Origin of the sequence: Polaromonas sp. (assembly GCF_030680935.1) — a bacterium.
In the GTDB taxonomy this organism is placed as follows: Bacteria; Pseudomonadota; Gammaproteobacteria; order Burkholderiales; family Burkholderiaceae_C; genus Polaromonas.
The window spans coordinates 1-23,754 of the sequence record NZ_JAUXUP010000074.1 but is presented as its reverse complement, the minus strand read 5'-3'; the positions used below and the strand labels follow the sequence as shown (position 1 = coordinate 23,754).

The 23,754-nt window shown below is 61.3% G+C and carries 22 protein-coding genes and 1 pseudogene; 7 read left to right on the top strand and 16 right to left on the bottom strand.

Annotated elements, in window-relative coordinates; all coding sequences use genetic code 11:
* The 5 genes from mraZ to Q8L50_RS17545 all read right to left on the bottom strand — a co-directional run bounded on the left by mraZ (position 1) and on the right by Q8L50_RS17545 (position 6,613).
* Positions 1-429: a division/cell wall cluster transcriptional repressor MraZ gene (gene mraZ / locus Q8L50_RS17565; RefSeq protein ID WP_305349955.1), complete on the bottom strand. Its 429-nt coding sequence runs from the start codon at positions 427-429 to the stop codon at positions 1-3.
* Between the two features lie 399 nt (positions 430-828).
* Positions 829-2,673 carry an STAS domain-containing protein gene (locus tag Q8L50_RS17560; protein ID WP_305349923.1) on the bottom strand — a complete coding sequence of 615 codons (1,845 nt, stop codon included), beginning with the start codon at positions 2,671-2,673 and terminating at the stop codon, positions 829-831.
* Between the two features lie 34 nt (positions 2,674-2,707).
* A complete protein-coding gene (gene dksA / locus Q8L50_RS18975) occupies positions 2,708-3,883 on the bottom strand; it encodes an RNA polymerase-binding protein DksA (protein WP_370869831.1) in 1,176 nt (391 codons plus the stop codon).
* A 310-nt stretch (positions 3,884-4,193) separates the two neighbouring features.
* On the bottom strand, positions 4,194-5,255 hold the full coding sequence (locus tag Q8L50_RS17550) for a GTP-binding protein (protein WP_305349922.1): 1,062 nt from the start codon (positions 5,253-5,255) through the stop codon (positions 4,194-4,196).
* A 176-nt stretch (positions 5,256-5,431) separates the two neighbouring features.
* Positions 5,432-6,613, bottom strand: coding sequence for a class I SAM-dependent rRNA methyltransferase (locus Q8L50_RS17545; protein WP_305349921.1), 1,182 nt, complete (start codon positions 6,611-6,613; stop codon positions 5,432-5,434).
* 99 nt (positions 6,614-6,712) lie between these two features.
* Between Q8L50_RS17545 and Q8L50_RS17540 the strand changes: the two genes are divergently transcribed.
* Positions 6,713-8,467 carry a 7TM diverse intracellular signaling domain-containing protein gene (locus Q8L50_RS17540; RefSeq protein ID WP_305349920.1) on the top strand — a complete coding sequence of 585 codons (1,755 nt, stop codon included), beginning with the start codon at positions 6,713-6,715 and terminating at the stop codon, positions 8,465-8,467.
* Between the two features lie 115 nt (positions 8,468-8,582).
* Here Q8L50_RS17540 and Q8L50_RS17535 read toward each other — a convergent pair whose 3' ends face one another.
* Genes Q8L50_RS17535 through dapF form a run of 3 tightly spaced genes read right to left on the bottom strand, consistent with a single transcriptional unit; the run spans position 8,583 to position 11,216 of the window.
* Positions 8,583-9,584: a tyrosine recombinase XerC gene (locus Q8L50_RS17535; protein ID WP_305349919.1), complete on the bottom strand. Its 1,002-nt coding sequence runs from the start codon at positions 9,582-9,584 to the stop codon at positions 8,583-8,585.
* Positions 9,585-9,594: 10 nt separating this feature from the next.
* The gene (locus tag Q8L50_RS17530) at positions 9,595-10,293 is read right to left on the bottom strand and encodes a DUF484 family protein (RefSeq protein WP_305349918.1); all 699 of its coding nucleotides are present in this window, start codon (positions 10,291-10,293) and stop codon (positions 9,595-9,597) included.
* 35 nt (positions 10,294-10,328) lie between these two features.
* Positions 10,329-11,216 carry a diaminopimelate epimerase gene (gene dapF / locus Q8L50_RS17525; RefSeq protein ID WP_305349917.1) on the bottom strand — a complete coding sequence of 296 codons (888 nt, stop codon included), beginning with the start codon at positions 11,214-11,216 and terminating at the stop codon, positions 10,329-10,331.
* Positions 11,217-11,289: 73 nt separating this feature from the next.
* Here dapF and Q8L50_RS17520 point away from each other — a divergent pair, with 73 nt between their 5' ends.
* Together Q8L50_RS17520 and Q8L50_RS17515 are read left to right on the top strand one after the other, a co-directional pair.
* A complete protein-coding gene (locus Q8L50_RS17520; protein ID WP_305349916.1) occupies positions 11,290-11,841 on the top strand; it encodes a carboxymuconolactone decarboxylase family protein in 552 nt (183 codons plus the stop codon).
* Positions 11,842-11,843: 2 nt separating this feature from the next.
* Positions 11,844-13,127 carry a lytic murein transglycosylase gene (locus Q8L50_RS17515; protein ID WP_305349915.1) on the top strand — a complete coding sequence of 428 codons (1,284 nt, stop codon included), beginning with the start codon at positions 11,844-11,846 and terminating at the stop codon, positions 13,125-13,127.
* Positions 13,128-13,420: 293 nt separating this feature from the next.
* On the opposite strand, the gene Q8L50_RS17510 is transcribed toward Q8L50_RS17515, so the two are convergent.
* From Q8L50_RS17510 to Q8L50_RS17495, 4 genes are all read right to left on the bottom strand, one after another.
* Positions 13,421-13,897 carry a CopD family protein gene (locus Q8L50_RS17510; protein ID WP_305349914.1) on the bottom strand — a complete coding sequence of 159 codons (477 nt, stop codon included), beginning with the start codon at positions 13,895-13,897 and terminating at the stop codon, positions 13,421-13,423.
* A gap of 25 nt (positions 13,898-13,922) precedes the next feature.
* Positions 13,923-14,516, bottom strand: coding sequence for an exopolysaccharide biosynthesis protein (locus Q8L50_RS17505; protein WP_305349913.1), 594 nt, complete (start codon positions 14,514-14,516; stop codon positions 13,923-13,925).
* Positions 14,513-15,505 (bottom strand): TerC family protein, encoded by a 993-nt coding sequence (locus Q8L50_RS17500; protein ID WP_305349912.1) that lies wholly within the window; start codon positions 15,503-15,505, stop codon positions 14,513-14,515. The genes Q8L50_RS17505 and Q8L50_RS17500 overlap by 4 nt, the downstream gene beginning before the upstream one ends.
* A gap of 83 nt (positions 15,506-15,588) precedes the next feature.
* A complete protein-coding gene (locus Q8L50_RS17495) occupies positions 15,589-16,008 on the bottom strand; it encodes a hypothetical protein (protein ID WP_305349911.1) in 420 nt (139 codons plus the stop codon).
* Positions 16,009-16,117: 109 nt separating this feature from the next.
* On the opposite strand from Q8L50_RS17495, the gene Q8L50_RS17490 reads away from it, so the two are divergent.
* Positions 16,118-16,999: a LysR family transcriptional regulator gene (locus Q8L50_RS17490; protein ID WP_305349910.1), complete on the top strand. Its 882-nt coding sequence runs from the start codon at positions 16,118-16,120 to the stop codon at positions 16,997-16,999.
* 87 nt (positions 17,000-17,086) lie between these two features.
* On the opposite strand, the gene Q8L50_RS17485 is transcribed toward Q8L50_RS17490, so the two are convergent.
* Positions 17,087-17,605, bottom strand: a complete 519-nt coding sequence (locus tag Q8L50_RS17485) for a YqhA family protein (RefSeq protein WP_305349909.1) — start codon at positions 17,603-17,605, stop codon at positions 17,087-17,089.
* 312 nt (positions 17,606-17,917) lie between these two features.
* Positions 17,918-18,811 carry a LysR family transcriptional regulator gene (locus tag Q8L50_RS17480; RefSeq protein ID WP_370869830.1) on the bottom strand — a complete coding sequence of 298 codons (894 nt, stop codon included), beginning with the start codon at positions 18,809-18,811 and terminating at the stop codon, positions 17,918-17,920.
* Positions 18,812-18,862: 51 nt separating this feature from the next.
* On the opposite strand from Q8L50_RS17480, the gene Q8L50_RS17475 reads away from it, so the two are divergent.
* Positions 18,863-19,810 carry a DMT family transporter gene (locus Q8L50_RS17475; RefSeq protein WP_305349908.1) on the top strand — a complete coding sequence of 316 codons (948 nt, stop codon included), beginning with the start codon at positions 18,863-18,865 and terminating at the stop codon, positions 19,808-19,810.
* Between the two features lie 19 nt (positions 19,811-19,829).
* Positions 19,830-20,036: pseudogene (locus tag Q8L50_RS17470) on the top strand (tyrosine-type recombinase/integrase); the annotation flags it as partial.
* Between the two features lie 375 nt (positions 20,037-20,411).
* Here Q8L50_RS17470 and Q8L50_RS17465 read toward each other — a convergent pair.
* Positions 20,412-21,620 carry an ATP-binding protein gene (locus Q8L50_RS17465; protein WP_305349907.1) on the bottom strand — a complete coding sequence of 403 codons (1,209 nt, stop codon included), beginning with the start codon at positions 21,618-21,620 and terminating at the stop codon, positions 20,412-20,414.
* A 128-nt stretch (positions 21,621-21,748) separates the two neighbouring features.
* The gene (locus Q8L50_RS17460; protein ID WP_305349906.1) at positions 21,749-22,726 is read right to left on the bottom strand and encodes a tripartite tricarboxylate transporter substrate binding protein; all 978 of its coding nucleotides are present in this window, start codon (positions 22,724-22,726) and stop codon (positions 21,749-21,751) included.
* Positions 22,727-22,860: 134 nt separating this feature from the next.
* On the opposite strand from Q8L50_RS17460, the gene Q8L50_RS17455 reads away from it, so the two are divergent.
* A partial coding sequence (locus Q8L50_RS17455) for an NUDIX domain-containing protein (RefSeq protein ID WP_305349905.1) occupies positions 22,861-23,754 on the top strand: 894 nt, incomplete at its 3' end.

Sequence of the window (23,754 nt, the reverse complement as noted above, 5' to 3'; positions counted from 1 at the left end):
CTAAAACGAGAAGTCCCGGAAGACGTCCGGCATCTCGCCCTTCATCTGCTCGGCCTCCTGGGCCGCATAGGTGGCGGCATCCCACAGCTCGAAATAGGCACCCATGCCGAGCAGCACCGTGTCCTTGCTGATGCCAGCGGCCGCGCGCAGCTCGGGTGATACCAGCACGCGCCCGGTGGCGTCCATATCGACATCCATCGCATTGCCCAGAAAAATCCGCTTCCACCACTGCGCCTGCATGGGCAGCGCGACAATCCGCTCGCGGAACTTCTCCCACTCATTGCGAGGAAATATCATCAGGCAGCCATGCGGGTGTTTGGTCAGGGTCAACTGGCTGGCTGTAGTGGCGCTGAGCACGTCACGATGCCGGGTTGGCACAGAGAGCCGACCCTTGGTATCGAGAGCTAAGGAAGACGCGCCTTGGAACACCGTTAAAAACCTTTGAAAAACACTTTTCACCACTAAATTGCACTTTTTCCCACTTTATCAGGAAAGTTTTCGCATGCAAGGGGTTTGCTACAAATTTTTTCAATGAAATCAAGTACTTAGAATGTTTTTGCAAAGCAGGCCAGACACAAATAGTGTTCTAAATTAAGCACTTAGAACATCCAGTGAAAGTGTTGCTTTAAGCCATGTCGCAAAACCACGGCTGTTACAGGCTCGCAAGCGCTGAAGCAGGCCTGCTGCCCTCGATTCTTCGCCCGTTCGAGCCGCTTCATCGCCCCGCAGGACAAAAACGCCGCCGCCGAGGCTGCGCCGCCCCGTACAGGCGGAGCAGATTTTCAGAGACAGAGAGTTGGGAGGCGCTGCCGATGGCAACGCAGACTTCTAGTCGATACGTGACAACACGCTGGCGTGTTCGGTGATACCGATCACGTTGAAAAACGCGGCCACCAACCGGTTCACGTCGGTGAACTGCACGGCGCGGTTTTCCGCCTCTCTGGCGGATACCCAATTGAGCAAGGTTCCCGCCGCAGAAAAATCAACCCGGATCAGCTTGGCGCAGGAGATCACCATGATGTCCGCGCCCATCATTTTGGCTTCCAGCTGGTCGAGCACGGCGATGGCATCCCCCTCAATCTGGCCCGAGAGCTCGACCGCGTAGAGATTGCTCATCTGCGAATGTCCGTCCATCTGGGTATCGCCTTCCGTTGCACTGCTCATGCTGGACGGCACGGAATCGCGGTAAACATCGCCCACGATGGCCTGTCCGGAGGCCTCGGCACTCGGCGGGTCCATCGATTTGTAGTCGCAGCGGGCACTGTCCCAGGCCGGCGGAGAAACCTCATAGGTGACACAGAAATCAAGCGCGGTCAGCTCGAACTCGTCCGGCTGGTGCGTTACCCGCAGCGCCTCCATACGCAGTTGCCACCAGCCCTGCGCGGTCTCGCGCGTGCCCGAAGGGGTTGCATCCTGCAGGATGCGCTGTAACACGGGCTCTCCCATGAATCGAAGCTGCACCGGCTGTGCGGCCCAGCCGCTGAATACCTTGCACAGGGGTTCAACCGCGTTGGCATCGATTGTCTTGAGGTTTTTCCAGTCAAGGCGCCAGGGCATGGTCGAGCGGGCCAGCGCTGCATTCAGCGCGGCAATGGTCTGAATACCCAGCACCGAGGGACAAACCCAATCAGCCGCCGGCCCATTGGCGGCGTGGCTGACGGGCGCAGCCATCTGGCGGACCATATCGGGCATGGAAAACCATTGGGGCGCGGACCGGTCGAACCGGCCAACAAACTCAATCGCCAGGTTTTCAAATTTATCCTGCTGCGCGGTTGCGCGGTACAGGTCAAACAGCGCCAGCCAGGTATCGGCATGCTGGGCCCGGCTGCCCTGCGGCGTCAGCGTTTCAAGCAGCCCTGACTCTGCGCCCGCATCGTCGCCGTTGGCAAAACGGATGGACGCCTCTTCGAGCTCAGGGTCGTGCGCCACTTCTGCGCCATCCACCACCGAAAATTTGGAGGCAGAAAAACCGGAAGCTGTTCCTTCGCGAGACAAACCAAACTGGCCAGCCATAGCAGCAGCTGCGGCTACCGCCGGACGGGGCGCGGGTCCTGGCGTCGCCGCTTTGGTGACGGGTATCGGCGCGGGCGCTGGCCCGGGTGGCGCTGCTGCTGTTCTGGGCTGCACAGGCGCTGTAGCGGCAGAAGCAGCCGGTGCTGCCTTGGTTGGCACCAGCGCGCTAGGCGCAGTCGGTGCATAACTGGCGGGCAAGGCGTTGTCCAGCAAAGTTGCATGGGTGCTGAGCCTGCCAGCCATCGGCTGCACCGAAGAGGAAAAAGCGGTTGAATCGATCGAGGGAATGGCACCGGTACCATGCTTGGTCTTCCACCACTGCATCGACATCTGGGCTTCGATTTCGTCGATTTTCTTCAGTGTGACAGCGCGGTCATCCGGCTTGGACGGCATACTGCTCTGGAAGAAGGACGGGCGAGCCCCCGGGTCCTGGCCGGTCATGGCCTCACGCTTGCGCATTTTCCGCAGCATGTCGAACTCGCGCTTGCGTACAAAATCGTTGCGGCGCTTGCGCTCTATCATCTCCTTGAGCATCTGCTTGCTCATGGCTTCATCCTGACCCGCAGCCTTGGTGTCCAGATCAGACCAGTTCGTCGCAGGGTTGCGGACGAACTTGACGACTTTGGACAACAAGCCGGGTGTGGTGTCTTCTTTGGCCATCAGCGAAGAGTCAGAAAGGGATGGGAGAAATAAATCAGTCGCCAAACATTTTCTGCTTGAGCTCCCGGCGCTGCTGCGCTTCAAGTGACAGGTTGGCGGTGGGTCGCGCAATCAGCCGCCCCACACCAATGGCTTCGCCCGTTTCATCGCAGTAACCATAGTCGCCGGAGTCGATGCGGGCAATCGACTGCTCAATCTTCTTGAGCAACTTGCGCTCGCGGTCACGTGTGCGCAGCTCAAGGGCGTGTTCTTCCTCGATGGTCGCGCGGTCTGCAGGATCGGGCACCACGACGGTGTCTTCACGCAGATGCTCGGTGGTCTCCCCCGCGCTGTTGTGGATGTCCTGCTTGAGGATGGACAGCTTGTGCCGGAAGAAGGCCAGCTGCTTCTCGTTCATGTATTCCGAGTCCGGCATGGCCTTGACTTCGTCGTCCGTCAGGTCGGCCGCCGCCTTGGCTTTCCAGTTATTGGCGAGTTTGGGGTCTTTTTTGGCTGCCACATGGGGCGGCGGTGCGATCACGCGCTCGGCAATGGTGGAGTAACTGGCCTTGGCAGCGTCAGGCGAATGAGTAGGAATCATGGGAGCGGGCGGAGGCGCGAAAGAGGAGTTGCGCAGCGAGGCACGGCGACCCGGCTTGAGCGCCGGGGTTGGCAGCGGCGCGGGCGCAGCGGCAATACTGGCAGGGCTGGGAGCCGCTTTGACAGCGGGGCTTGCAGCCGTTTTGAGGACGGTTTTGATAATGACTTTTTCTTTAGGTTTGGCGGTGGGCTTGACAGCGGCTGCCGACTTGCCGGCTACCGGTTTGGCAACCGCCTTGACGGCTTTCACCGCCGGTTTCACGGGGGCAGCAGGCTTGCCGCCCTTGAGGGGTTTGGCAACCGGCCGTTTTTTGGCAGCGGGCACCGGCTTTTTTGACACCGCGGCGGCTTTTTTGGCAGCCACCGGTTTGGCCTTGATAGCCACTTTCGGCTTGGCCTTGACTACTGGCTTGGCCTTGACTACTGGCTTGGCTTTGACTACTGGCTTGGCTTTGACCACTGGCTTGGCTTTGGCTGCCGGCTTGGCAACTGGCTTGACGGGCTTCTTGACAGCGCTTTTGGGCGCAGCCGGACTGGCCGCCTTTTTGGGCACCACTTTGGCTTTGGCAACAGGTTTGACGCCTGCTTTGGCCTTGACGGCGGGTTTTGACTTTTTCGCTTGAGTTTTCACGTTGTGTCTCCTCGGGATGCAGCTTCCGGATGAACCTGAGGCTGACCCCTGGCCGGGCTGATTTCGGTCAGCCCAAGCCTGTCTTTTACCTGATTGCCCGCTTGGTTTGCCGCCTCTGTGGCAGTTTGTCGGCCAGTACTTACCCTGACCGACCGGTGCACACCGCCAGAACGGGAAGTTCGGGCAGCAGAGTCGGCGCGCGATTGTAGCGGCTCGCCGGGACGCTGTGCCGCGTGCCTATCTAATCGTTGGAGAATGGAGACAAACATCAGGCCCTCCGCCCTTAAGAGCAATCTGGAGACAGCCTACCTTAAACCAGACACTGCTCCAGGCCCTGCAGGAAAATATCTTTGGGCAAATCGATGCCGATGAACACCATCTTGCTGAGTTTTTGCTCATCCGGGCCCCAGGCAGGCCCAAGGTCGCTGCCCATCAGCTGGTGCACCCCCTGGAAAATCACCTTGCGCTCGGTGCCCTGCATGTTCAGCACGCCCTTGTAGCGCAACATGCGCGGGCCGTAGATATTGACGATGGCGCCCAGAAAGTCCTCCAGCTTGGCGGCGTCAAACGCGCGCTCGGAGCGAAACACAAAACTCTTGACGTCGTCATCGTGGTGGTGGTGGTGGCCGTGGCCGGCCTCATGCGCATGGGAAGGATGGTCGCAATGCTCACCTTCGGCATGGTCGTGCCCGGCGTGATCGTGGCCGTGCTCCTCGGCCTTGAGAAAATCGGGATCTATGTCCAGTTTGGCGTTCAGGTTGAAGCCGCGCAGGTCAAACACCTCGGAAATCGCCACATCGCCAAAATGCACGGCCTTTTGCGGCGCACGCGGGTTCATGTGTTTGAGGCGGTGCATCAGTGCCTGCACCTCATCGGCAGCCACCAGATCGGATTTGCTGATGAATATCTGGTCGGCAAAACCGACCTGCCGGCGTGCCTCCTGGCGGTCATTGAGCTGGGTGGGTGCGTGTTTGGCATCCACCAGGGTCAGGATGGAATCCAGCAGGTATTGCTCGGCGATTTCCTCGTCCATGAAGAAGGTCTGGGCCACCGGGCCAGGATCGGCCAGGCCAGTGGTTTCAATCACCACGCGCTCGAAGTCCAGCAGGCCCTTGCGTTTTTTGGCGGCCAGCAGCTGCAGGGTTTCGCGCAGGTCTTCGCGGATCGAGCAGCAGATGCAGCCGTTGTTCATCTGGATGATGTTCTCCTGGGTGTCGTTGACCAGGATCTCGTTGTCGATGTTTTCTTCGCCAAACTCGTTTTCAATCACCGCGATCTTCTGGCCGTGGGCCTCGGTCAGGATGCGCTTGAGCAGCGTGGTTTTGCCGGAGCCGAGAAAACCGGTCAGGATGGTCACAGGAATCAAACTCATGGTGGCGGTCCAAAAACAAATACAAGGAAAACAAGGAAAGGCGAGCTCGGGAGTTTAACGACCCAGGCAATCCCCTGATGCCGGGGGATGTATGACACAGCAGAATATTTGCTATTTATTTGATAGCTATCCACGCACAACCCATAAGGGCTGGAGGCACTTTTCTATCTGAAAAATCACCTGCGCAGCAAGACCAGGCCTTTCAGGTACTCACCTTCGGGGAAGTTCACCGTCATCGGGTGATCGGGCGCGCCGCCCAGGCGCTCGGTGATGAAGGCGTCCACCCCGGCGTCCATGCCGGCCGAGGCCACTATTTTGTGAAACAGGTCGGCGCTGATGCCGCCCGAGCAGGAATAGGTGAACAACACCCCGCCCGGCGCCAGGATGGACAGGGCGATGCGGTTGATGTCCTTGTAGGCGCGCGCTGCACGCTCGGCGTGCGCCACAGTGGGTGCAAATTTGGGCGGGTCCAGCACGATGGCGTCAAAAAACCGGCCTTCCTTGTGAAACTGGCGCAGCGAGGCATTCACATCCGCGTCCAGCAGGGTGCTGCGGCCAGCATCAAAGCCGTTGAGGGCCACATTGGCGCGGGCTTTTTCAATCGCCGGGCCCGACGAGTCGATGGACGTCACATGGGTCGCGCCACCGGCCAGCGCGGCAACGGTAAAGCCGCCGGTGTAGCAATAACAGTTCAGCACGTCCTTGAACTTCAGGCGCTGTGCATGCTCGGCAAACTTGCGGCGGCTGTCGCGCTGGTCCAGGTAAAAGCCGGTTTTGTGGCCCTCGGCAATGTCCAGGCCGAGCTGCCAGCTGTGTTCGGTGATGGTGATGCTGGTCTGGCCCGAGCCGGCTATCCAGCCGGTGGCCTCGGGCAGCCCTTCGAGGGAGCGCACGCTGGCGTCAGAGCGCTCATACAGTCGCGTGAGGCCGGTTTCATGCAGCAGGGCTTGAACAATCACACTTTTCCAGCGCTCGACACCGCAGCTTGAAAATTGCGCCACCAGGGTGTCGGCATACCGGTCCACCACGAGCCCGGGCAAACCATCGGACTCGCCATGAATCAGCCGCAGGCCGTCGCTTTGTATGTCAAAAAGGCCTCTGGCCCTTATGGCACTTGCGATACGCGCTATAAAAAAAGCAGCGTCTATGCGTTCTGCCTCGTCAAAGCTCCAGGCGCGAGCGCGGATTTTTGAGGCCGGACTGAAAGCCGCCCAGGCCAGAAAGCGGCCTTCATGACTCTCCACCCGCACTGTTTCGCCGGGGTCAGCCCCGCCCCTGGCGATCGCCCCATCAAACACCCAGGGGTGGCGCCGCAGCAATGACCGGTCTTTACCTTCTCTCAGCCGTATGGATTTCATGCGCTTATTGTCGCGGCTTGCGCCACGCATTGAAAAGACGGCTGAACTGTGCTGTACTCACAGGTTTTTCAACCAGACCACCGTGAATCAGGCAGCATTTTGAGCAACGCAGGCATTACCCCACATCTTGATGGCCGCATTCGGGCATATGTGTGTGCACTTGCGGCCGGGCTGCTTTTGGCCTGTGGGCTGGCGCTGCCGGGGCACAGTCTGGCCCGCACCGTGCTGGACCTGTCAACGCCGGCGCTCCCCGTCGATCTGCTGGACTGGGGCGACTACCGGATAGAGGGCATCACCAGCCTGTCGCCGTCCGGCGTTGCGGGATTGGGAGAAGCGGGCTGGCAGCCCACACGTGCCAACATGATTTATCCACTGACGGGCGATCAGTCGCTGTGGATACGTTTTACCGTGCCGCCCGCGCCAGACAACGAGCGCTGGTACCTGGAGGTTCCCTATCCGTCGGTCAACCGCGTGTCGCTTTTCACCCTGGACAGCGCCGGGCAATGGAACGAGCAGAGCGCCGGCGACACCCTCGCCGTCAATGGCTGGCCGGTCCCGCACCGTCATCCGCTGCTGCCTGTCAACGTGTCTGCCGAGGAGCCCAAAAAATACATGGTGCGCGTCGACAACCCTTACAGCTTCGGCGCGCCGCTGCGCTTTGTGAGCGAAAGCTACCTGAGCCGCAACGAGCAGCGCACGTCACTGATTCTGGGTATTTATTTCGGACTGGCGGGACTGGCCGTGACGCTGGCGGCGCTCAGCGCCGTGTCGCTGCGCGACTCCGCCTACGGGTTGTATGCCGTGAGTGTGGCGTTGATGGCCTTGACCCAGGCGGCCATCACCGGCATTGCCGGCTTGCACCTGTGGCCGGAGTTTCCCGTCTGGAATGACCTGTCCTCCCTGGTTCTGCCGGTATGGACGGTGGCCTCACTGCTCTGGTTCTCATCGGCGGTCGTCTCCATGCCGGTGCGTTCCCGGCGCCTGCATCAGCTCCTGACGGGCCTTGGCTTTCTGGGCCTCGCCGCAGGCGTGGCCATCATCCTCGCGGAACCCGCGCAGCGTTTCTACCTGATGGTGCCGTACATCGTTGTATCGATGGTCGCCGCCACGCTGGCCCTGCTCTGGGCGCGGCGTCGCGGTGACCGTTATGGCGGATGGTTGTTGCTCGGAAGCCTGCCGCTGATTGCCGCATCCCTGTTCCCGCTGGCGCGCCTGAGCGGCATGATTCCTGTGAGTTTTCTCACCATGTACGGCATGCAGCTTGGCGTCGCAATCGAGCTTCCCATTGTCATGGTCATCCTGATGCTGCGCAGCCAGCACCGGCGAGAAAACATGCGCAGGATTCAGGGGCTGGACCGGGTCGACCCGGCCACCGGTCTGATCAACGAACCGGTGTTTGCCGAGCGCATGATGCGCATGATCGCGCGGTCAGAGCGCTTGAAGCACCAGAGCGTTGTGCTGATGATTGATCTGGTCAACACCGACCAGATACAACGCGACTTTGGCCGCCGGGCCGCCGAAGAGTTGCCCTTGCGCATGGCGGCCAGGCTGCTGTCCACGGCGCGCGAGATCGACAGCGCTGCGCGCCTGAGCGAGCAGCGTTTTGGCATGCTGGTCGAGGGCCCGGTGTCGCCGGAAGAAGCCGCGACGCTGGGGCCGCGGATTGTGGCGCGCTGCCTGATGCCCTACAAAGGTCTGCCGGAGACCTGCACGGCCCAGGTCCGTGTGGCCTACGCCCTGGTGCCGCGCCAGGGACCCAGCGCCGAGATTGTGCTGGACCGCCTGGCGCAGCGCCTGACCAACATACCGCCGGAAAGCAAACGCGCCGTATTCCTGGTGCCCGACTATAAGTAGAGCCCCCACGTTCGCTCACTTCGTGTAGCTCTCTGCCCCCCGGGGGGGCGCTGCGCCTGCGGGCCGGCAAAGCCGGACCCGCGGCCCCGGCTGGTTGAAGAGTCCGCACACTCACTCAAACCTTGTTTTTTGTCGCCGGTTTGACACCCACGACGGTCGCGCGCGGATGTGCGGCGTCATACACCTTGGCCAAGTGCTGAAAATCCAGCCGGGTATAGACCTGCGTGGTGGTGATGTTGGCGTGGCCCAGCAATTCCTGTACGGCGCGCAAATCGCCGCTGGACTGCAGCACATGGCTGGCAAACGAGTGCCGCAGCATGTGCGGGTGCACCGGCGTGGCCAGCCCCGCTTGCAATGAGCGCTGCTTGAGCCGTACCCGGATATGCTGCGGCGTCAACCGCCCGCCGCGCTGGTTGATGAACAGGGCTGCATCGTCCCGGGCCCAGGCCTGGCGCAGCGCCAGCCAGGCGCGCACGGCCTCCAGCGCCTTGCTGCCCACCGGCACACTGCGACGCTTGGACCCTTTGCCCAGCACATGCGCCTCGGCGGCCTGCAGGTCAATCCAGCCACGCGCCTGGCTGCTGGCGGCGGCGTCCAGCCCGGTCAACTCGCCGATACGCAAGCCGCAGCCGTAGAGCAACTCAGTGATGCAGTGGTCCCGCGCCTGCAAGGCCGGGTCTTGACCATCTGCCCCCTGAAACGCGGCCAGCTGCACCGCTTCATCCACGCTCAGGGCCTTGGGCAGCGGTTTGGCCGCCTTGGGGGCGCGCAAGTCCTGCACAGGGTTGCTGGCCACCAGGCCCTCGCGCCCCAGCCAGGTGTAAAACCCGCGCCAGCCCGAAAGAATCAGCGCAATACCCCGGCCGCTGCGGCCACCGCTGTGCATCTGCGCGACCCAGCGCCGCATGTGAAGGTTCTGCACCGCGGTCAGCGCCACACCGGCCTGGCGGCAGTTGGCCTGCAGCTTGAGCAAGTCCAGCGCATACAGCTCTACCGTACGCTGGGCCAGGCGTTTTTCGACGCGCACATGTTCGAGGTAACGCTCAACCAGCGGGTCGTTGTCGGGGACCGGCGGCGCAGCCCCGGCAGCGAGGTCGGATACGTCCTGCCCGGCCATGCGTTATCGGCTAGTCGGCCGCCGGCCGCAGCCGCGACAGCGCTGCGCCTGCCAGCTCGCCAATACGTTCTAGAAAATCCGTGCCCATGCCGGCCTGAAAACGCTCTGGGTCCGGTGAGGCCAGTACCAGCATGCCAAAAGCCTGCGGTGCCTTGCCGGGCCGCAGCGGGATCAGCGCTACCGACATCGCCTGCGCCGGATCGGGCAGCCAGCTAACGGCCTCGAAACCGGAGTTGACGCCGCAATACGGCGCAGTGAGGGACGAGGCAAAGGTCTGTGTGTCCTCGCTGACGCCGGTGGAAAAATCTTCCATTGAAAAAATGCCGTTGACGTGCCAGACCTTGATCGCTGCCTGCGGCACCGCAAAGCGCGCCTGGATTTCGCGCACGATGGTGTCAGGCAGGTCACGCGCATGCGCCGTGAGCAGCAGGTTCAGCGTGCACTCCTGCAGCTTGTCGGCAATGCCCACGTTTTCGTTGCCGTAGCGGATCATCTCGACCACCCTGGACTCCAGCGCCTTGATCTTGTCGCGCAACATGCCGGCCTGCCGCTCTTGCAGGCTGACCGCGCGGCTGCCGTGGCCGCTGGACAGCTGCACGGTGGCCAGCAGTTCCGCATGGCGCTCAAAAAAGTCCGGCGTGTTGGCCAGGAAGTTGGCGATGTCGTCTTCGGTGATCGGGTTCTGGATCGAGTGTTCGCTTGGGTTCATGTTCTTGTGGTTCCGGTAAATCAATGTCGGTCAGTCTACAGATGATCAGGCACGTCGATCGAGGCTTCAAACACCGTGGTCGCCGGGCCGGTCATCAGCACCGGCGCGGGCTTCGCATCCATACCGCCCTGCCATTCAATGGTGAGCGTGCCGCCATGGGTCCAGACATCGACCCGCGCGTCCAGCAGACCCAAGCGTATGCCAGCGACCACCGCCGCGCAAGCCCCGCTGCCGCAGGCCAGGGTTTCACCGGCGCCGCGTTCATAGACCCGCAAGCGGATCTGGCTGCGCGAGACGACCTGCATGAAGCCGGCATTGACCCGGCGCGGAAAACGCGCATGGCCCTCGATCAGCGGCCCGGTTTGCAACACAGGCGCAGCCTCCACATCATCGACCAGTTGCACCGCATGCGGATTGCCCATGGACAAAACCGCTATCAAAACAGGAGCTGCTTGCACAGACGAGGTAAGGGCCAGCGGCCATTTTTGCCATGAATGAACAGCCTCAGGTATCAAACCACTGACATCAAAAGGCACAAGTGACAGATCGAAAATCGGTGCCCCCATGTTTACCGTGACACGGCCATCGGGCTGCAAACGCGGCTCAATCACGCCGCCCAGGGTTTTGACGCGGACGCTGTCCTTGTCGGTCAGGCCCTGCTCGCGCACAAAACGCAAAAAGCAGCGCGCGCCGTTGCCGCACTGCTCCACCTCGCCGCCGTCGGCGTTGTGGATCACGTATTCAAAATCAATGCCGGCCGCGCTTGCAGGGCGTACCGACAAAATCTGGTCGGCGCCGACGCCGAAGTGGCGGTCCGCCAGAAAGCGGTACTGGCCGGGTGTGAGGTTCAGGCGGCCAGCGGTCTCATTGAGCATGACAAAATCATTGCCAGCCCCCTGCATTTTGGTAAATCGGATCAGCATGCGGGCATTATCCGCTGAGGCCGCGCCCCGCTGACCTCTGCCCTTTCACGCCTTTTTTTTCTGAAAGACACCCATGCGTATTCCCGACTGGTCGCCCGTCCTCAAACCCCAACCGCAAGACCTGGTGGACGCCATTCTGAAACGCCGCGGCGGCACCCTGATCAACCTCGACAAGGCTTTGCTCTGGAGCGAACCCCTGGCGCGTGGCTGGAATGTGTACCTGGGCGCCGTGCGCACCGGCCTGCCCACCAGCCGCAAACTGCGCGAGCTGGGCATCTGCACGGTGGCGCTGCTGACAGGCGCAGCTTACGAGTACCACCACCACGCGCCGGACTTTTTGACGGCTGGCGGCACACAGGCCGAACTCGATGCGCTCAACTTGCTGGTCAAAGCCGATGCACGTGCCTCGGCGATCCACCCTGCGCTGGCCGAGGTCGAACAACTGGTAATTCGTTATGCCGCGCAGATGACGCTGAACGTCAAAGTCAGCGACGATGTTTTCGAAGGCTTGCGCCAACATTTTGATACCACTGAACTGGTGGAGCTGACCAGCGCGATTGCCACCTACAACATGGTGGCGCGTTTTCTGGTGGCGCTGGGTGTGTCGCCCGAAGAGCATGACTAGGCATGCAACAAACACGCTCCCGCTTTCCTGTGCCCGCAATTTCCTGGCTGGCGCCCACGCTGCTGACGCTTTTTGCGCTGGCCGCAGGCGTCGCAACGCTTTCGGCCAATGCGCAGACGCCGCAGGCCAGCGGCAGTCCAGCGCCATCCACGTCCGGTGATACCGAGCGCGATCAGCGCTTTGCCCGCTGGGTGGCCGACTTCAGCGCCACCGCACGCGCAGCCGGCATCAGCGACGCCACGCTGCGGCTCGCCTTCGACAACATTCGCTTCATCCCGCGGGTGACCGAGGCCGACAGCGCCCAGCCCGAGTTCACCCGCGCGGTGTGGGACTACCTCGACAGGGCGGTGTCGGCGCAACGTATCGCCCGCGGCCAGGACCGGCTGCTTGAGGCGCGGCCTGCGGTCGATGGGGCCGCAGCGCGTTATGGCGTGCCGGCAGAAATCCTGGCGGCGATCTGGGGCATGGAGAGCAACTACGGCAGCAACACCGGCGACATCCCCACCATAGACGCGCTGGCATCACTCGGTTTCGAAGGCCGGCGCGAGGCCTGGGCGCGCAGCCAGTTGCTGGCTGCGTTGAAGATTCTGCAAAACCGCGACATAGACCGCGCACAAATGATCGGGTCCTGGGCAGGCGCCATGGGCCAGACACAATTTTTGCCCTCGAACTTTCTGGCCTATGCGGTCGATGCAGATGGCGATGGACGGCGCGACATCTGGGGCAGCCTGCCCGATGTGATGGCTTCGACCGCCAACTTTCTGGTCAAGTCCGGCTGGCAGGCCGGTCAGCCCTGGGGTCTGGAGGTGCGCTTGCCGCCGGGCTTCGACCTCGCGCTTGCCGATGGCGAACAGCGGCGACCCGCGTCGGCCTGGGCCGTCCTGGGCGTGCAGTCCATGAACGGCTCGCCGCTGCCCGCCCTGCCCGACAGCGCCATCCTGCTGCCCGCTGGCGCACGGGGACCGGCTTTCATCGTCGGCGCCAACTTCCGCACCATCCTGCGCTACAACAACTCGACCAGTTATGCGCTGGCCGTGAGCCTGCTGGCCCAGGCGCTGGGCGGCGAGCCGGCAGTGCAAACTGCCTGGCCGCGCGATCTGCAGCCGCTGTCGCGCAGCCAGTTGCTCGCGCTGCAAACCGCGCTCAACACCCGCGGTTTCGACAGCGGCACGCCCGACGGCGTGGCGGGCCCCGCGACGCGAGGTGCGATTCGCCGTTATCAGCAGAGCGTGGGACTGCCGGCGGATGGGTATCCGACCTTGGAGTTGTTGCAGGGGCTGCAGTAAGCCTGCGGCGGCGCTTGGACGGTAAAAGCGGAGAGACGCGGTCAACCTTAACCGTGCATTTATGGTCACTGCTATAGATGCGTCCGACTCCAAAGCATGTCTGCGTTCGGGCCAGAAGCTGACGTTAGCGAATGACCGGTTTCAGGTGACGAAATTTCGCGAAGCAGGTGTTGCTGCCGTCTAAAGTTCGAGCAGCTTCGCACTGGAAGCTGATGTGTCTATGAAAGCGGGTCAAGTCCATGGCTCCATCCGAGCCGTCTACTACGCATGAAATGGTCTGCAGGGGTCCGAACTCAGGTCGTCAAGCGCAATAGAGTTACGAGCAGCACCAAGACAGCCAGGCCGAGGCTAATCGAGACCCATGTGCGAATTTGCGCCAGGGCCACACCACCGGCGATCCACTCAGACATTGCCACGGCCTGACCGAATCTCTTGAAGAGCACGAAGCGGATGTGCATGAAGATCGCCACCATGACGACTCCAACTACCGCCATAACGGTCCACGCCAGCGGCATTTCGAAGTTGCCCCCTGATTGCACCACCTGCTTGGCCACACGACCGAGCATCCATACGCCGCTGGCCAAAATCAGCACCGCGGCAAAAAGCACGGCTTTGAAGAAGCGCCCGAGTACGTCGTGCATCAGCCGCAGCCGCACCGACGCCTCCAGCTGAGCGACCGCCGGCCGCAGAAAGAAGAGCACAAACACCATGCCACCGATCCACACGATGATGGATAGCACATGAACAGTCTTTAAAAACTCGTAGATCATCGATCAACTCCATTCAAACTAAAGGTCAGCCCAAGATCCACTCGCTGCCCCAGACCCATGCCAGCAGTAACAGTCCGGTCGTGGCAACCAGGGCCACCCCCGACATCAGGAGCCCCAAGACCACTACAACTCCATCGCGAAACACCAGCCCCAAGCTGATAAACACCAGCGCCACCGCAGGTAGGAGGTTTCCGAAGGGAATCGGCATCACGATGATTGCGGCCATCAGCCCAACGGCGAGCGCAGTGATTGACCGTCGGCCGGAAATGGCGAGATGGCTCAGCCGAGCTCTGGCATGGCGCCCGGCCAGGGCATAAGCTGAAGCCAACCCGACCAGGACCCGCTGGGCCCAGTGAGGCGGCAGCTCAAGATTCGCCACCCGCCATGGCAAACGTGGCGCGCAGTGCCCCCGCCACATCGCAACGGCTAGCGCAGCGATGACCAGCCCAAGCACCGTACCCACGCCGGGTACCGGTAGCAAACAGGGCATGGTCAGCAGCAAAAGCAAGGTCGCGTTGGCGTCAGGACCGTGGGCTTGTGCCATCGCCCGCATCGACACCCGCTCGTCCTGAATGGCAGCGGCTGCGTCGCGAAGCCGCTGCACGATCAGCGGCATCATGTGGGCTCGGCGACAGCGGGCTGCCCCCGGGTTTTCCACAGCGACACCAGCACACCACCGGCGATCAGGCCGAAGGTCACGCTCAGCGAGATCACCGCAGGGATTTTGCCGATGATGCCTACTAGGAAGATCTTGCTGCCGATGAACACCAGCACCAGGGCTAGGGCGTACTTCAGATACTTGAAGCGGTGGATCATGGCGGCCAGCGCGAAGTACAGCGCCCGCAAGCCCAAGATCGCAAAGATGTTGCTGTTGTAAACAATGAATGGGTCGGTGGTGATCGCAAAGATGGCCGGCACCGAGTCGACCGCGAAGATCAGGTCAACGAACTCGACCAGCACAAGGGCCAGCAACAAAGGCGTCGCGAAGCGCTCCAGCTTGCCCGTTTTGGGGTCGGTCTCGCGCACCCAAAAGGCATTGCCACGCAAGCCCTCAGTCACGCGCATGTGTCGTTTCAGGAACTTCAGTAGCGGGTTGTTCGCTATGTCGGGCATGTGGTCGGCAATGATCCACATCTTGATGCCGGTGAAGATCAGGAAGGCGCCGAACAGATAGAGCACCCAACTAAACTGGCTCACCAGCGTCGCACCCAGGCCGATCATGATCGCGCGCAGCACGATCACGCCCAGGATGCCCCAGAACAGCACCCGGTGCTGGTACTGCCGCGGGATGGCGAAGAAGCTGAAGATCAGCGCGATGACGAAGACGTTATCCATTGACAGTGACTTCTCGATCATGAAGCCGGTGTAGTAGTCCATACCGCTTTGTGCGCCCAAGTACCACCAGACCCACGCGCCAAAGAGCAGTGCCACGCTGATGTAGCCAGCCGACAGCAGCAGACTCTCGCGGACGCCTATCTCCGCGTCGTCCTTGTGCAGGACTCCCAGATCGAAGGCCAGCAACGCGACGACGATGCCGACAAAGGAGAGCCAGACCCAGGCAGGCTTGCCCATGAAGTCGGCTGTGAGGAAGGGAAGCAGGAAGTCCATGTTTTGTTTTCAGATCCAGAGGATTGCCGTAATAAGCCGTACCCTGATGAAGGGTGGTTCGAAGTGACGATGGCCTGGCGCGATCAACCAGCCGCCAGCAAGGGCCTGGCGTTGGACCCAGATCCGCCGGTGCCGCGGCGGCGCCACAATGCGACGAGCAAATGTATTCCGGCACCCACCATCAGGAGCAGCGCGCTGCCGATGCCCCAAACGACCCAGGTCACCACCGTTACGCCACCAGCCAGAGCAGGCGCGGCCTGAAGCATGCTGTCAACCATCGGCGCAACAACTGCCACCACTTGGCTTGCCCACTGCCCTACTTCCGGCGGCATCCAGGGGGCCAGCCAATCCGGCAGATTGATAGTGCTGGCGCCAGACGCAACCCCTGTGAGCGCGCCGGCATTCAGTACTGCCCATGCAGCAACCGTATGAAACGCCAAAGCGGCCAGGGACCACAGCGCTAGGAGAGCGGCGACGACGAACCAACAGAGGGCATAGAACATGATCGGGCTTTCTTAGTGTTCGAATGGGACAGAGTGTCGGGATAAATCTGAATCGAATAAATCAGACTGAAACGCAGTTAAACTTCGGCTTTTCCGCACTGTAGAACACATGTTGAACTATCGCCATCTTCACTACTTCTGGGTTGTCACCAAGGAAGGCGGCTTCGCCCGCGCCGCCGAGCGTTTGGACATGGCGATACAGACCATCAGCGCGCAGGTGCGTGAACTTGAGAAGTCTCTGGGGCACCAGTTGCTTAAGCCCTCGGGCCGCGGAGTGGCCCTCACAGAAGCGGGCCAGGCTGCATTCGCGCGCGCCGAGGAAATCTTTCAGCTGGGTCAATGCATCCCTGACGAGGTACGCGAGGCGGCCAGTGGCAAGGTGGCTCGGCTGGCGGTCGGGCTCTCCGACGGAATCTCAAAGCTAGCCGCTCATGCACTGCTGGAGCCCGTCTTGAGCACACCCAACCTTCGCCTCGTTTGCCACGAGGGCGAGTTCGAGCAGCTACTCGGGGAACTGGCGCTGCATCACCTGGACCTGGTGCTGGCTGGTCAAACCGCTCCGCGCAACCCCAACCTGCGCCTGACCAGCGAACTGCTCGTCGATTCGCCGGTCGAGTGGTACGGCCCGGCCCGGCTGGTCGGCAAGACCGAGCGCGACCGCTTTCCGCAAAGTCTTAACGAACTACCGGTGCTGCTACCCACGGGCCACTCAGCCCTGCGACCGACCCTAGACCACTGGTTCGAAACGCAAGGTCTGCGGCCGCGCATCGTCGGTGAGTTCGAAGACAGTGCGCTTCTGGCGGTGTTTGCGGCCCGCGGGCTTGGCGTGTTCCCGGTCAGCCGGCTGGGGGCAGACGACGTCGGACTGATGCGCGGACTTCGCTTGCTCGGTAGCAGCGAGGGCGTAAAGGAGGAGATCCACGCTATCCGTTCGCGGCGCGGTCAGCACCACCCATTGGCGATGCAAGTTCTGGCCGCGGCGCGGAATTAGTCGCTTCTTGCCCAACCCCGATATGGAGCGCAGCGTCGGCACAGACCCCTTTGGATGAGCAGCATCGTGGCCAGACCCGAAGGCGCTTTATGACTTTTCCCGCGTCAACCGCTCTGCAAAGGAAATTCCTATAGCAGAAAGTACGAAAGTGAAGTGAATGACTGCCACCATCGTTACTACCTGTATGTTTTCCAAACTCAGGTCGCCACTCAAGTAAGTCTTCAACGCATGCACGCCTGAAATGGAGATGATGGCGAACGCGAGCTTTAACTTGAGGTTGTAGGTATTGACGTGGTCCAGCCAATCAGGCTTTTTCATGTCCTTTTTGTCAAAGTGTCCGGTGGTCACGAAGAGAGATACACCCGCCAGGGCCACAACCCACACAAGCTGCGCCACCATCGTCATGTCCACGAGTTCAAGCACCTTGATGATCAGGTCGATCTTTTCGAGCTCGCCAAACAGCAATGTGCTCATCAACTTGTATGTTTCCAGCAGGAACTTTCCCAAAATGCCGAAAATGATCGTTACCAGCCCCACATAAAAGAACAGCATGGTGAATCTCATGCCGTACAGCAGCGACCCCACCCCCGAAAGTAGTTTTTCCATTTTTGTTTACCTTAAAAACCTAGCTGGCAGCGCAACGGTGCCGACCACAACCCAAACTTCAAAGTTTGCGGTAAAAGTATCGCTCTGCGTTCAGGTTTATCCGATGTTCGCATCACACAAATGCAGCTTTATCGGGTTTATCAGCGGCCTAGAAAGTTGGCTGTAGTGAACCATTAAAGATCCGTAACGCCAGTGATCTTCACTCCCGCCATAACCACAGGCGCACGTCCATCTGTGATGTGTAGGCTTCTGCATTTTTCTTCGCGTCTGCCGTGTTAGTCCTCTTGATGGCGCCCGCGGCGATTACCCGGCCTATCCGGACTGACGCAACGTCCGCACGATCAGCTCGCAAAGACTATCCACTGCACGGGAGTTCTGCGAGGTCTTGCTGCGGTAAACGGCGACTTGCATCGGCTCTAGAGGGCCGAGGCCATGCTCGGCGCCCAGCAACTGCGCCCCGTCCGGCACACTACATTTGGTCAGCACCGCGATCGCCAGACCGCTTTGAACTGCAGCGATCTGCCCGGCCAAGCTTGAGCTGTTGTAGACGACGCGGTAGCGTCTGCCCTGCAAAGCAAGGGAGTTGATCGCGCTGCGGCGCGCCAAGCTCGCATCCTCGTACACCGCAATGGGGAGCGGATCGCGCCGCCAGACATCGAAATGAGGTGAACCGACCCAGACCATGGGTTCGTGGAACAGCAGTGTTCCGCGCCGCGCGTTGTCTCTAGATATCAGAGCCAAGTCCAACTCCCCCTTTGTCACCCGCGGGATCAGAGAGGTGGACTGCTCGCAATCCAACTCGATCTCCACGCCACCGAAGCGTGAGGCGAACCGCTTGAGTACTGGCGTTAGGTATTTGCCCGCATAGTCGTCCGGAACGCCCAAGCGAATCCTGCCAGCCAGCTTGGTCCCCTGGAAGGCAGACTGCGTCTCTGCGTGCAGGTCCAAGAGCCGCCGCGCGTAGCCAAGGAGAAGCTGCCCTTGGGCGGTCAACTGATGCTGCCGTGGTCCACGCAGCAGTAGTTGGCAAGAAACTGCATCCTCGAGCTTCTTGAGCTGCATGCTGACCGCGGACTGGGAGCGGTGTATTTCCATCGCCGCGCGCGACAAAGACCCAGTGTCCACCACCGCCACGAAACATTTGAGCCAATCGATCTGAAGGTCGGAGTAATGCACAGGGCTGTTATTCGTTAATCGAATTGCCATGTTCTAAATTATCCGCTTTTCGCGGCGATCTAGCGAGGTGAGACTGTTGCCATGACTCAAGCCTTAAATGAATCCGGTATGGCGTCGGGTGCTGCAATCCCGTCAATGTCGTCTCAGCCGTCAGAGACATCCGGCGCCAGCCTGTTTGTGATGGGCAGCGTGCTTTTAGGAACAATTGGCATTTTCGTCACCCAGGCCGGTGCCCATCCGGTCACTGCGACGTGGTTCCGGTGTGCCTCCGGCTTGCTCGGCCTCAGCATTTGGCTCGCATGGCGCAAAGCGTTACCGGCGCTCCGACTTTCGCGCGCCGACGCGATACCAGTGCTATCAGCCGCGACCCTGATGGTCTTGTCTTGGGTTCTCTTCTTCGCCGCGATTGAGCTGACCTCGGCCGGGGTTGCCAGCGTGCTGTTTCATGTCCAACCGCTCTGGATTCTTGTGCTGGCTGCATGCTTTTTGAAAGAAGGAATAGCTAAAAGGCGTGCCTGGGCCGTGCTCGCCGCCATGGCGGGATTGGTTTTAGCAACGGGCGCCGCTGACAAGTTCGCAGCGGCCTCACCCGCTGGCTCGAATGCGGGGTACTGGCTCGGCGTTGGCCTTTGCCTATTTGGAGCACTTTGTACAGCATCGGTGACGCTGATCGCAATGCGACTGAAGGACGTCCGGACCGGGGTACTGGCGTGGTGGCAATGCGCAATAGGGACAGCCGTCTTGCTTGCTTGGCCCGTGATCCATGGCTGGCCTGCGGCCGGACCTGCATGGGGATGGCTGGCGGGCCTTGGCGTGATCCATACCGGACTGGCCTACAGCCTGATGTACACCGGCATGACCCGTCTAAACACGGACCGGATCGCAGTGCTCCAGTTCATCTACCCTGGGTTAGTGCTCATCCTCGACTGGGTTGTGTACGGCTATCGGCTCGGAGGCCTGCAAATCGCCGGAGTCGTCATGCTGGCTGGGGCGGTTTACGCCGCCGAGCGGCCTGCGAGGACGGCATAAGGACGTTTCACGTTCGCACGCGGGCATTGCCAAGCCTGTATTGGTGCACACCCTGCGTCATTCCTTTGCCACGCATTTGCTGCAGGCTGGGTCGGACATTCGCACGATGCAGGAGTTGTTGGGTCACTCCAACGTCAGCACCACGATGATTTAAACGCATGTGCTGAAGGTGGCAGCGGATGGTACGTCAAGCCCGTTGGATTCGTTGACTCGTCTGCATGTTTGAATGAGCGCGGTCGTCGCAACACAGCCGGTCGCCAGCGCAGCCGTCATGTGATAGTCAATGTCCGCTTTTATACTTCGAGTCTGAAACACTGTAGTTCCGCTATGTCGTCGAAAGCCGCCGCCAGCGATGCGTCGTGTCCCAAAGTAAAAAAAGGGCCCGCAGGCCCTTTCGTCATCCAGCGGAGAAGTTCAATCCGCCTTGATCCCGTTGTCCTGCACCACCTTGGCCCAGATGCCGATTTGCCCATCGATAAACACACGGGCCGACTCGGGCGTACCGCCCAGAATATCGGTGCCCTGGACGCTGAGTTTTTTGGCGATCTCGGGATTCTTCAGCCCTCTGTCATTTTCCCGCTTGCCTGCGGTTCCGTCATGACTAGGCGCCCACCGCCCCCAACGCCAGCAACTCCTGCATCAACAACAGCAAGGGCAGATGCTCAATATCCCCGGCCATGGGGAATTTTGTATTGGCGCTACTGACAACGATGCGACGCGTGGCCGACACGTCATCGCATGCAAGGTGAAACCCCCGGCTTACCGTCGGGGCGCTGGAGCGTTTGATTTCTATGGCCCAGACCTTGTTACCCGGCAGCTCAAGCAGCAGGTCAATCTCGGCACCCACGGCGGTGCGGTAGTAACTGGCCTGTGTTTGGGGCGGCGCGCAAGCCAGCAGGTTTTCAATGATCCAGCCTTCCCAACTGCCGCCCACCACAGGGTGCGCCAATAAATCGTGCTGGCTACCCAAACCCAGAAGCGCATGCACCACGCCACTGTCGCGCACGAACACCTTGGGCGCCTTGACGAGGCGCTTGCTGGACTGCCGCGCCCAGGGTTCGAGCCGCCTGACCAGCAGCAGATCGCACAGCAGATCAAGATAACGTGCAATGGTTTGACCGCTGACGCCAAGGGAGGCGGCAAGCCGCGCGGCATTGAGCATTTGCGCCTGTTCGTAGGCCAGCATGGTCCACAGGCGGCGCAGGGTCTGCGCGGGAATACGGGGGCCGAGCTGCGGTATGTCGCGTTCCAGGTAAGTCGTGATGAACTGCTGCCGCCAGCGCAGGCTGGCAGCGTCGCTACGCGCCAGGTACGAATCCGGGAAGCCGCCGCGCAGCCACAGGGCCCCGGGCACGGCCGCCTGATCCGCAGGCAATTCGGTCACGACAAAAGGCCCCAGTTCGACATACGCCAAACGTCCGGCCAGGCTCTCTGAAGACTGCGCCAGCAAATCCATACTCGCTGAGCCCAGCAGTAAAAACTGGGCAGCGCGCGCGCCCGCCCGGCGGCGCTGGTCTATCACACCGCGCAGCACGGCAAACAGGCCGGGCATGCGCTGCACCTCGTCCAGCACCACCAGACGATCCGCGTGCGCCGCAAAAAAAGCTGACGGATCGCTCAGTTGCGCAATGTCGGTGGGCGTTTCAAGATCGAGGTAGAGCGCAGGCGGCCCGCCCGCAGTGACGGACGGACTTTCAGCGATTTGAAGTGCAAGCGTTGTTTTGCCGGCTTGGCGTGGCCCAAGAATAGCCACCGCAGAAAATTCCTGCAGGTATTGCCGTAAAGCCTGATCAACTTGCCGTTTGAACATTACTGCAATTATTCCATAGACTGGAAGAATTGCAAGGTTATTTGTTGCTTCAGATGTAATGCCATCTGCGGCGAGCAGCCAGGCGACCCCGAACAAATCCCATTCGGCGAGGACCTATTCAGCGCTGCTTAATCCGCCTTGATTCCGTTGTCCTTCACCACCTTGGCCCAGGTGTCGATCTGCTTGTCGATGAAGACCCGCGCGGCGTCAGACGAGCCGCCGACAATTTCAATGCCCTGGGCACTGAGTTTTTTGGCGATCTCGGGGTTCTTCAGGGCCTTGTCCACTTCTTCGCTCATGCGCTTGATGACATCGGGCGGTGTTTTGGCTGGCGCCAGAATGGCCCACCAGGCGGGGGCGTCAAAACCGGTAAAACCGCTTTCAGCGACCGTCGGTACATTGGGCAGCTCGGGAGAGCGTTTGCTGGTGGTCACGGCCAGCGGGCGGAGGCGCCCGCTGTCGATGTGGGGCTTGGTCACAAACACCGAGCCGATGGACAGCGGCACATGGCCGGCCACGGCATCGGTCATCAGCGGGCCGCCGCCCTTGTAGGGGATGTGCTGCCAGTCGATGTTGCCGCTTTTGCTGAGCAAGGCCATCGCCAGGTGGCCCAGGCTGCCCGAGCCAATGCTGCCGTAGCTCACATTCTTTTTGGCCTTGGCTGCGGCCACCACGTCGGCGAAGGTTTTGTACTCGGAGCCGCTGAACGTGGCCAGCACCATGGCCGAGGTTCCGATCAGCGTCACCGGCGTCAAGTCCTTGCGGGTGTCAAACGGCAGGCCCGGGATCAGGCTGGGGTTGACGCCGTGGGTATCAAACACAAAGGCAAAGGTGTAGCCGTCCCCTGGCGCAGCAGCGACTGCCGCGGTGCCAATAGAGCCGGACGCGCCACCCTTGTTTTCGACAATGATGTTCTGGCCCAGTTGCTGCGACAGCGGCACGGCGAGAATGCGCGCGACCTGATCGACCGAGCCGCCGGGCGGAAAGACGGCGACAAACTTGATGGGCTGCTTGGTAGGCCAGGCCTGGGCCATGGCGCTCAGGGGCGCTGCCCATAAAGTCGCGGCCGTCACGGCGAAGACGGTTCTGGAAATCCACTGTTTCATGAGGAGTACCTGCTAATAAAGTGATCCCCAGTATCCCCATGCGCCGGTCCATCCGCCATTGCGGATAACACTTAGCATGCTACCAATCCGGCCACAGAAGGCAGCGGCCGCGCGTTTCGCGCAAAATCAGCCCCATGGTCAGACCCACCCAACTTCTTTATCCGCAGCGCGAACCCGCCCCCACCCGCCCCGCCGCCACCGTGCTGCTGCTGCGCGACGGACCCGAAGGCGTCGAGGTGTTGATGACGCGGCGCTCCATGACCGCCAGTTTTGCGCCAGGTGCCTATGTTTTCCCTGGCGGGGGCATTGACGCTGCCGATGCCGCAGCGCATGCGCAGTCCACGCGCCGCGCCAGCCAAAGCGATTTACACCTGACCCAGGCGATTGCCGCCATCCGCGAAAGTTTTGAAGAGCTGGGCGTGCTGCTGGCGCGTCATGCCGACGGCAGCCATGCCACCACTGCCGACATCGCTGCCCTTAGCCGCAAGGCGCCGTTCGCTGCGCAGTGCCGTGACAAAGGCCTGGTGCTGGCCGGCGACCAGGTCTTTGTGCTCGCGCACTGGATCACCGACCGTGATTTGCCGCGCCGCTTCGACGTGCCCTTTCTGGTCGCGCGCATGCCCCAGGGCCAGGAGCCAGTGGCCGATGAGTCCGAGCAGTTCGAACCCTGCTGGGTACGGCCGGCTGAAGCGCTGGCGAGGCACGAGGCCGGCGGCTTCTTCATCATCTTCCCGACCATACGCACGCTGCAGCGGCTCACGCCCTTTGAAACAGTGGATGCCGTGCTGCAAGCCTGTGCCGCGAACGAGGAGCCGCTGTGGACCTCCTGCCCGCGCGCCGGTTTTCTCGAAGGTGCCGAAGCGCGCTACATGGAGCACGAAGCACCGTACGGCGAACTGGCGCTGACCAGCCCCGACGGCCAGATGGTGCACACGCTGGACTGGCAGACTTCGCAGCCGGTGCCGCTGCTCAAAAACGTGATGCGCCTGACCGCTCCGAACCCCGGCGTGATGACCGGCCCCGGCACC